The 9,147-nt window shown below is 69.7% G+C and carries 9 protein-coding genes; 6 read left to right on the plus strand and 3 right to left on the minus strand.

Translation table 11 applies throughout. The features are described from left to right. Window positions 1-12 precede the first annotated feature (12 nt). Window positions 13-630: a nucleoside deaminase gene (locus tag FNH08_RS12835; protein ID WP_228034079.1), complete on the plus strand. Its 618-nt coding sequence runs from the start codon at window positions 13-15 to the stop codon at window positions 628-630. Window positions 631-691: 61 nt separating this feature from the next. Here FNH08_RS12835 and FNH08_RS51820 read toward each other — a convergent pair whose 3' ends face one another. The 3 genes from FNH08_RS51820 to FNH08_RS12860 all read right to left on the minus strand — a co-directional run bounded on the left by FNH08_RS51820 (window position 692) and on the right by FNH08_RS12860 (window position 2,799). Further along, window positions 692-1,219, minus strand: coding sequence for an RICIN domain-containing protein (locus FNH08_RS51820; RefSeq protein ID WP_322724371.1), 528 nt, complete (start codon window positions 1,217-1,219; stop codon window positions 692-694). Between the two features lie 469 nt (window positions 1,220-1,688). Further along, complete coding sequence (locus tag FNH08_RS12850; RefSeq protein WP_152771603.1) at window positions 1,689-2,051, minus strand: ArsR/SmtB family transcription factor; 363 nt, start codon at window positions 2,049-2,051, stop codon at window positions 1,689-1,691. Window positions 2,052-2,151: 100 nt separating this feature from the next. After that, the gene (locus tag FNH08_RS12860; RefSeq protein WP_152771605.1) at window positions 2,152-2,799 is read right to left on the minus strand and encodes a TetR/AcrR family transcriptional regulator C-terminal domain-containing protein; all 648 of its coding nucleotides are present in this window, start codon (window positions 2,797-2,799) and stop codon (window positions 2,152-2,154) included. A 272-nt stretch (window positions 2,800-3,071) separates the two neighbouring features. On the opposite strand from FNH08_RS12860, the gene FNH08_RS12865 reads away from it, so the two are divergent. From FNH08_RS12865 to FNH08_RS12885, 5 genes are all read left to right on the plus strand, one after another. Then, complete coding sequence (locus tag FNH08_RS12865; protein ID WP_152771606.1) at window positions 3,072-4,697, plus strand: Dyp-type peroxidase; 1,626 nt, start codon at window positions 3,072-3,074, stop codon at window positions 4,695-4,697. A 53-nt stretch (window positions 4,698-4,750) separates the two neighbouring features. After that, on the plus strand, window positions 4,751-6,661 hold the full coding sequence (locus FNH08_RS12870) for a galactose oxidase early set domain-containing protein (protein ID WP_152771607.1): 1,911 nt from the start codon (window positions 4,751-4,753) through the stop codon (window positions 6,659-6,661). 141 nt (window positions 6,662-6,802) lie between these two features. Beyond that, entirely contained in the window at window positions 6,803-8,002 is a 1,200-nt protein-coding gene (locus FNH08_RS12875; protein WP_322724373.1) for an MFS transporter, read from the plus strand. 67 nt (window positions 8,003-8,069) lie between these two features. Continuing rightward, entirely contained in the window at window positions 8,070-8,834 is a 765-nt protein-coding gene (locus FNH08_RS12880; protein WP_152771608.1) for a maleylpyruvate isomerase family mycothiol-dependent enzyme, read from the plus strand. Between the two features lie 94 nt (window positions 8,835-8,928). Beyond that, on the plus strand, window positions 8,929-9,147 hold a 219-nt coding region (locus FNH08_RS12885; protein WP_228034082.1), incomplete at its 3' end, for a DUF6332 family protein.

Raw genomic sequence — 9,147 nt, forward strand, 5'->3', positions numbered from 1 at the left:
GAGGAGAAGTGTATGGACTCGGACAGGCGCCAGTTCCTTGGCAGGTGCGGAGCCGTGGTGACGGGAGTCGCGGCGCCGTTCGCCCTCCCTCGCCACGCACTCCAGGAGAGCCACGCCAGCACCCGCACCCGCGCCGGCACGCGTCACGAGCGATTCATGTGGCTGGCCATCGAGCAGGCCCGAAGAAACCCCCAGTGGCCGTTCGGCGCGGTGATCGTCGACCACCGCACCGGCGAGGTCCTGGGGAGTGGGGTCAACACCGGGGCGGACAGCCCGGTGCTGCACGGCGAGGTGGTCGCCATGAACGACTACGTACACCGGCAAGGCAACCAGGGCTGGGCCGACACCACCCTCTACACAACGGGCGAGCCCTGCTCGATGTGCATGAGCGCGATGGCGTGGGCGAATCTGCGGCGTGTCGTCTGGGCAAGCTCGATCGACGAGATCCGCCGCACCGAGATCAACCAAATCGCCCTGTCCGCACGGGAGGTGGCCGCCTCCGCACGGTCCTTCTACACCCCGGAGCTACTCCTGGGCGGCGTACTGTCGGACCACACGAACCGCCTCTTCGAGGAGGCCCAACGGCTGCGTCAGAACCTCCCGGACGCGCCCCCCGCCAAGCCGTCCTGACGGGGTCTTGCCCAGGGGGTTCCCTTCCGTGGCCGAGAGCCCTCTGAGGAAGGGACGCAGGTCAGCCCATGCCCTGGAGGCGCCAGATCTGGTTCCTCTTGTTGTTCAGCGCGCCGGCCGCGTCACAGGGCCACTGATGGATCTTCGCGCCGGCCGCGGTCGAGACCTGACTGACGTCGACACACTTGCCGCTGTGGACGGCGACGAGTTGGTAGTCCTTGCTGTTGCCGAGTGCGGTGACGGGGTTGAGGGTGAACATCTGGTTCGTGGCGCCGTTGCAGGTGTACTGCTGGACGGCCGCACCGTCGGTCGTGGAAGCGCCCGCCACGTCCAGGCACTTGCCACTGTGCTCGTTGACCACGGTGTAGGTGTTGGTACGCCCGGCCACCGGCCTGAAGTCGAGCATCTGCTGGTAGCCGCCCTCGCAGTGGTACTGCTGGTACTGCGTGCCGTTGGCCGTGCTCAGGTTGGTGTCGTCCAGACACTGACCGCTGTGCTGGACCACCGCGACCGTGGAGACCGTGGTGTTGGACGGCGGCAGCAGGGTGACCGTGTAGCCGTCGGCGGCGTCCGTCCACGGCACGTTCACGGAGGCCGAGTTGCTGCTGACCGTCAGGAGTTGGTCGGAGACCGTTCCGGTGTTGCCGTTACAAGAATCACCGTCACCGGTGCCTCACGCGACCTGATGCTGGACCGCCTGCGCGTCACACCGTCCCACGGCACCCTGACGTCGACGGTCTATGAGGCGGAAGGCGGCAAGGTCTCCGGCGCCGCCAAGGCGACCGCCACTCACTACAACCCCGACCCCATCGCCCGGCACGCCGACCTCTCGGTCAACGGCGGACCGGCTCACCTTCACCGCGGAGGAGCTGCCCGACTTCAACGGCGACACCTACAACCAGTACGACCAGCGATCCCCGTACGCACCCGTCATCGACCGGATCGCCGTCACACCGCTCACAGAGAAGTAGCCCGAGTACGCCCAGGATGCCGGAGGGGACGTATCGCTGAATCGCGGCGCGTCCCCAAGGCCCGTTGCACCGGGGCCGATCAGCTGTTCAATCGGCGCCGTCGCCGCGAAGCGCCAGGTCGAGCAGCCCGGGGAACCGCGCGTCGAACTCCTCGCGACGCAGTCGGTTGATCCGCCTGGGCCCCTGGTCACGCTGTTCGACCAGCCCGGCGCCGCGCAGGACCGAGAAGTGGTGGCTGAATACGGCTTTACCGACGGGCACGTCGAAGCTGCCACAGTTGCTCGTCCAGTCGGCGCCGCCCGCCAGTTCGCGGATCAACTGAATGCGCACAGGGTCGGCCAGTGCCGACAGCGCGGTCAGAACGGACACCTCCTCGGGATCCGTGTGCACCGGTGCCGCACGGTGACTACCGCCCCGCAACCTGGTTCGACATGCCCCTCCCACCGCCATGAAGGTGGCCTGGAGGTCTCCGGACGTATCCGTGCGGTCGGCGAAGGCGTCGAGGGGCTGCGCCCGGGGCAGGAATGTCGTCGGTTCGTCCTGGGGCGGGTCAGGCTTCGCGGGCCGGGGCCGCCGCGTGGATGAGCTGGCGCAACGCGCCGTGGTAGACCTCGTGTTCGGTGACGGCGGGCACGATCGCGGCCAGGTTGCCGGTCAGCGCCGGGAACTCCTCCGGGTCGAGTGCGGCCAGTGCGGTGCGGGTGGCTGATTGTGCGGCCTTGGGATCGCGGTGGTCGACGAAGCCGGCGCTGCCGAGGGTGAGCAGGTACATCCGTCGGTACGCGGTGATCGCTTCCTCTGGGGTCATTCCGGCGGCGACACTGTGGGCGAGTTGCGGCTCGACCAGGCGGGCCAGCAGGTTCGGGCCGAGCCAGGGCCGCGTGCCGCGCAGGGCGAGCAGTCCCGGGTGGGCCGCCAGTAGCCGGTAGAGCGCGGTGAACCGGGTCTCGGTGGCGGTGGCCCAGTCGGTGTCCGGCTCGATCTCGGGCAGCCGGGCGGCCAGATGGTCGATGCACAGGTCCAGCAGGCCGGCCAGGTCGGTGCACCGGCGCTGGAGCGAGGCGAGGGAGATCTCCAGTCGCGTGGCCAGCGCACGGAACGTCAACGCCTCGGGGCCGCCCTCGTCGACGAGGTGGAGGGCGGTTTCGGCGATGCGGTCCTGGGTCGCGCGGTCGAGCGATGGGGAGCGGCGGGGCATACGAGTCATCGTACGGTTCGTCGTATCGCTCCCTGAACGAAGAGCCCGCGTCCACTCGCGCAGGGAGTGACCGCGCAGCTCTCGAAGCGCGTGGCAGGCGCCCGGTCCAGTCGACGCAACCCCAGGTCAACGCACTTCCCTTTGCGACCCGTACGGGTGATCTCGGCGTCCGTGAGGGGTGTCTTGGGCCCGCAGGGACAGGATCCGGGCACACGTGGGCGGCGCCCCGCCCTCCCGCGTGCGTCCCGCCGTCCACCCGCAGGAGCATGCCGATGACCTCGCAAGCCACAAGGCTCGACTTCACCAAGGAGACGGGCATCGGGCCGGCCGACCGCCAGGGCGAGTTCGGGCCGGACGAGCGGCGACTGATGGAGGACATCCAGGGCAACATCCTCAAGAGCCACGGCCGCGACCACAGCCGTCACCTCTTCATCCGTTTCGACCGCGAACGGCCGGGCAAGGCCCGAGCCTGGCTGGCGACCATGGCCGACCAGGTCACCACGGCGATGGCGCAGTGGGAGCAGTCCCGCAAGCGCGCCGCGATCTTCGCCGCTGTCGGCCTGGGCCCGGTCGGCGCGCCTTTGAGTGCGGAGCTCGGGGACGGTCCACGCGTCTCGACGGGCGTCAAGGTCGGCCCCTTCGGCGGCCACAACGGCCCCGACGGCCCCGACGGCCACAAGCGTCGTACAGCACCCGAGGTGCGGCTGAGCGCGGCACTTGCCGAGGACCCCAGTCCCCCCTTCGTCAACCTGATGCTCTCCGCATCCGGGTACCAGGCGCTCGGCATCACCGACCTGCCCCAGGACGAGGCGTTCCGGCGGGGCACCCGGGGCACCGCCACCCTCGCCAAGTTGTGCGACCCTCCGGTCTCCGAGTGGCACGAGGGTTTCCAGGGGGCGATCGACGCGCTGGTCATCGTCGCCGACGACTCTCCGGCCGAGGTGCAGGAGAAGGCCGACGCCGTCGCCGGAGCGCTCCTTCGGGCCGGGGCAGGCAAGGTCGTTCACGAGGAGATCGGCAAGGTACTGCGGACCCACCCGCACGGGCCGGTGCGCGAGCACTTCGGATTCATCGACGGTGTGAGCGAGCCGCACTTCCTCACCAAGGACATCGAGGAGGCGAAGAAGGAGCAGGGGTACGAGAAATGGCACCCCGGTGCGCCTCTCCACCTCGTTCTCGCCAAGGACCCGGGCGGGCACGCAGAGACCGGTTACGGCTCGTACTTCGTGTACCGGAAGCTGGAGCAGGACGTTCCCCACTTCAACCGGCAGCGGCTGAAGCTCGCCACAGAGCTGGCCAAGGCCGACGGCAGGGCGGAACCCCACGAAGGCGACATCGAGCTCGCGGGCGCCTACATGGTGGGTCGCTTCCGCAACGGCGTGCCCGTGAGCCAGCCCGCGACGGGCGCCGGCGATGACGCCCCCATCGCGAACGACTTCGACTTCCTGGGCGACAAGGACGGCCTGAAGTGCCCCTACCAGGCGCACATCCGCAAGACCAATCCCCGCGGTGACACCACATGGCAGTTCAACGGGTCCCTGGAGAAGGAACGCAACCGGCGCATCGCCCGCCGAGGCATCTCCTACGAGAGCGACGGCGGCGTCGGGCTGCTGTTCCTGTGCGCCCAGGCCGACATCTCCCGGCAGTTCGAGTTCATGCAGGCCGACTGGTGCAACGACGTCGACTTCATCTGTGGCGGCGAAGACGGCAAACCCTCCACCGGCCAGGACCCGATCGTCGGCTGCGGCCACGCGGACACTCCGATGAACTGGCCCAAGAAGCATGGCGTTCCGGGCGAGATGCTCAGCGTGAGCCTCGCCGAGTCCGTCACGCTGCGCGGTGCGGAGTACTTCTTCCTCCCCAGCCGCGGCTTCCTCAAGACCGCGCGACGGCCCTGACCCACCGTGCCGTACGCGATGTCCGACAGTCCCTCCCGGAAGGAGCCTCCTCCTTGGCCCACCGCAGTATGTCCCGCCGCGCCCGAGCCTGTGCTCTGGTCACCGCCGTCAGCGCCGTCATGGTGCTGGGCGCCGGTCACGCTGTCGCCCACGGCGGCGGAGACCACCCTCACGAAGGCAGCCCCGAAGCAGCCGAAGTCTCCGAGAAGAAGGTGGCGAAGGAGGTCGATCCCGACGAGGCAGCCGCTCTGGGGCAGTCCCACGCCGAAGAGCACGCCCGCCTGCGGATCGCCGCCGACAAGACCTCCGACTATCCGCAGACCACCCGTACCAACCGCCTGAACTGGCTGACTCAGGACCAGAAGACCAAGAACGCGAAGTTCGCCGCCGGCAAGTTCGGCAAGTTCACCGACTACTTCCCGTCGCCCGACTACGGCGTGCACATCGCCCAACTGCCCACCGGAAAGATCCTGGTCTTCTCCTTCGAACCGGTGGAGGACAACCCCACCCGGGAAACGGCACCCACCCAGCTCATCGGACGTGAGAACGCCGGACGCGCCTACCTGTGGGACCCGGAGAAGGGCACCGGGAAGGACGCGTTCAGAGCCGTGCCCCCGCCCGTGATCGACATGCCGGACGGCAGGAACGAGCCGCGCCCCGCGCCGTTCTTCTGCGCCGGGCACTCCTTCCTTCCCAACGGGATGCTCGGCGTCTTCGGCGGCAACCTCGGTGGCAACGGAGGCTCGGGCGCCAAACTGGCGCTGATCTTCGACCCCTTCAAGGAGGTCTGGCTGCGTCAGCCGGACATGTCCGTGGGCCGCTGGTACCCCACCGTGGTCACCGGCGCGGACGGCCGTCAACTGATCTTCTCCGGACAGTCGGAGCGCGGGTGGGGCACGCCCACCGAGATCGTGGAGCGCTTCCCGGCCAGGAACCATCCTGTGCTCACGGACGGGAGCGTCCAACCCCGCCCGAACGTCCCGGTGGACCGCTTCGCGGCCGACGCCCCGTTCCACAACGACTACCCCCACGCGTTCTCGCTGCGGGACGGCCTGATCTACACCTTCGGCCGGGACTCCGACCAGCAGTGGAAGTTCGACCCCGTCGCCGGGACCCGCATCGGCCTGCCCAACCGGCCGGACAAGCCCAAGGGACGCAAGACCCTGCGCGGCGAAAGGTTCTACGGCTCCGCCGTGCCGCTGCCCAACGGACTGCGCGGACCCGACGCCGTCCTGCAGATGGGCGGCGACCCCAGCGACCCCGAGACCTACCTGTTCAAGGACGGCAGCTGGACCAAGCCGGGTGCCAAGGCTTTCGGGCGCACTCAGGACAACACCCTTGTCCTGCCCGACGGCACGCTCTTCACGGTCAACGGCTCCCCCGACATCCGGGACTACGGCAATGGCCCGTACAACCCGAACGCCGACCAGAAGTACCGCCAGACCGAGCTGGGTGACAAGAAGGGCAACTGGCGCCTGGGTCCCGTCCAGCGACTGCCCCGCGGTTACCACTCCAACGCGGTGGTGATGCCCGACGGCCGCATCATGATCACCGGCGACGAGCTGCAGCAGATCGCCAACGACCCGGACATCACCGACGACATGCACGGCGCCATCGAGATCTACGAGCCGGCCTACCTGCACCGCGGCAAGCGGCCCCACCTCGGCGACGCTCCGGACAGCATCCTGCGCTACCGGAAGGAGTTCACCGTCGGCACCGACACAGCCGACGCCGTGGACCGCGCCGTGATTCTGGCACCGTCCACCTCCACCCATTCCGTGAACACCAGTCAGCGGCATCTGGAACTGAAGATCACTGAGCGCGCGGACGGCTCGCTGAAGCTGAAGGCGCCGCCCTCCGCGAAGGACGCCGTCCCCGGCTACTACATGCTCTTCCTGCTGGACAAGAACGGTGTCCCGAGCACAGCCCAGTGGGTCCGATTCGGCCCACCCCAGGGCTCCTGACCCGCCGGCAGGCACAGCGGTACGCCGCCCTCATCGCACACGGTGAGGGCGGCGCCCGCCCTGACATCGGGCCGGCCGCGTTCAGTGGCCGCGGCGACCGAACTCCTTGCCGTCCACCTGGCACCAACCTAGCCTGCGTTTGTGCCGCAAATAAACAAATCCGGGACGCGTTACGCCACAACCGACACCACACTCACCCGACTCCGCGTCACCATCACCGTCTTCTTCGCCCTCGACGGGTTCCTCTTCGCCGGCTGGATCGTCCGCATCCCCGACATCAAGGAACAGACCGGCTCCTCCGCCAGCGCCCTGGGACTGGCGCTCCTCGGAGTCTCGGCCGGCGCCGTCCTCACCATGATGGTCACGGGACGCCTCTGCCGCCGTTACGGCAGCCACCCCATCACCGTCATCTGCGCGGTCGTCCTCTCGCTCAGCGTCGCACTGCCACCACTCACCCACTCCGCATCCGCCCTCGGCGCAGCACTGTTGCTGCTCGGACTGGGCTATGGCGGGATAAACGTCGCGTTCAACAGCGCCGCGGTCGACCTGGTGAAGGCGCTCCGCAGGCCCGTCATGCCCAGCTTCCACGCCGCGTTCAGCCTCGGTGGCATGATCGGCGCCGGTCTCGGTGGACTGGTCGCCGGGGCGCTGTCCCCCACGCGGCATCTGCTCGGCCTGACCGCGATCGGCCTGCTCGTCACCGCCCTGGCGGGCCGCACCCTGTTGCGTCTCCGACCCCCGGCACCACCGGAGAACACATCGGACACGGAGCCCGCACCGCGGCGCCTGGACAGGCGCACCCGCGGTCTGGTGATCACCTTCGGTCTGATCGCCCTGTGCACGGCCTATGGGGAGGGAGCCATGGCCGACTGGAGCGCGCTGCACCTGGAACAGGATCTCGACGCCACTCCGGGCGCCGCGGCCATCGGCTATTCCTGCTTCGCCCTTGCCATGACCATCGGCCGCCTGACCGGCACCAGGCTGCTCGAACGTCTGGGCCAGACCCGCACCTTGGTATCCGGTGGCGCGACCGCCGCCGTCGGTATGCTGCTCGGCTCGCTCGCCCCCTCCCTGTGGGCAGCGCTGCTCGGCTTCGTGATCGCCGGGCTCGGTCTCGCCAACCTCTTCCCCGTCGCCATCGAACGCGCCGGCACGCTGGCCGGCCCCGACGGCGTCGCGATCGCGTCCACCCTCGGCTACGGCGGCATGCTCCTGGGACCACCCGCCATCGGCTTCATGGCGGACTGGTTCTCCCTTCCTACCGCCCTCACCAGCGTGGCGGCGCTGGCCGCGCTGGCCACGGTCATCGCCTTCACCACCCGGCGTGCGGCAACGGGCTGAGGGTGTTCCGGGCGGCGCCGACGCGCTCGGGGCGCTTCGACCTCACTCCATCCGGCACACTCGCCCCATGGAGATCACCGAGCACATTGAGGCCCTGGACAGGGAGGGCCGGCTGCTGGTCGCGGCCGCCGAGAGCGCGGGTACCGGGGCCCGGGTACCGACATGCCCCGACTGGCGGGTGCGGGATCTGTTGCGGCACACGGGGATGGTGCACCGGTGGGCCGGGGCGTTCGTCGCCGACGGCCACACGTCGTACCACCCGGACAAGGGCGAGCCCGACCTGGACGGCGGCGACCTCCTGGCCTGGTTCCGGGAGGGCCACCGGTGGCTCGTCGACACCCTCACCACGGCTCCCCCGGACGTGGCGTGCTGGAGCTTCCTGCCCGCGCCCTCGCCCCTGGCCTTCTGGGCACGGCGGCAGGCGCACGAGACGACGGTTCACCGGCTGGACGCGGAGTCGGCGCGCGACGGCACGGCCGACGCGGTCGGCGCGAGCGCCCCGGACTTCGCGATCACGCCGGAGTTCGCGGTGGACGGCATCGACGAGTTGCTGCTCGCCTTCCACGCACGGGAGAAGAGCCGGGTACGCACCGACCGGCCGCGGGTCCTCAGGGTGCGGGCGACGGACACGGGCACCACGTGGACCGTACGGCTGTCATCGGGGCCACCGGTGAGTGAGCGGGGCGAGACGGCGGAGGCGGACTGCGAGGTGGCCGGTCCGGCCGCGCGGCTCTACCTGTCGCTGTGGAACAGGCTGCCGATGCCCGGCGTCTCGGGCGACGAGTCGGTGGCGACGCTGTGGCGGGAGAACTCAGCCGTGACGTGGAGGTAGCCGGTCGCCGCTGCGCGCCCGGCGGGCTGTCTTGCCCCGCCGGGCGCACACCTGTTTCATACGGCTCGTGGAGACGAACGGGGGACGGGAACGCATGGTGCACGAGGGGCAGGGGCGGCGCACGCAGTCCGATCGGGACGCGATCACCGTGGAGATCGGGTACGCGCTGTTCAGCGCGGCCTTCGCGGCGGCCGCGGTGTTCGGGGTCGTGGCGGGTCCGGCGCTGTTGTTCGCGCTGCCGGGCGGTGTGGAACGCGCCCTCGTCCTCTGTGGACTGGCGCTGGCCGCCCCGCTCTTCGCCGTCCGCGTGGTG

It is taken from the genome of Streptomyces spongiae (assembly GCF_009377185.1).
Lineage (GTDB): Bacteria > Actinomycetota > Actinomycetes > Streptomycetales > Streptomycetaceae > Streptomyces > Streptomyces spongiae.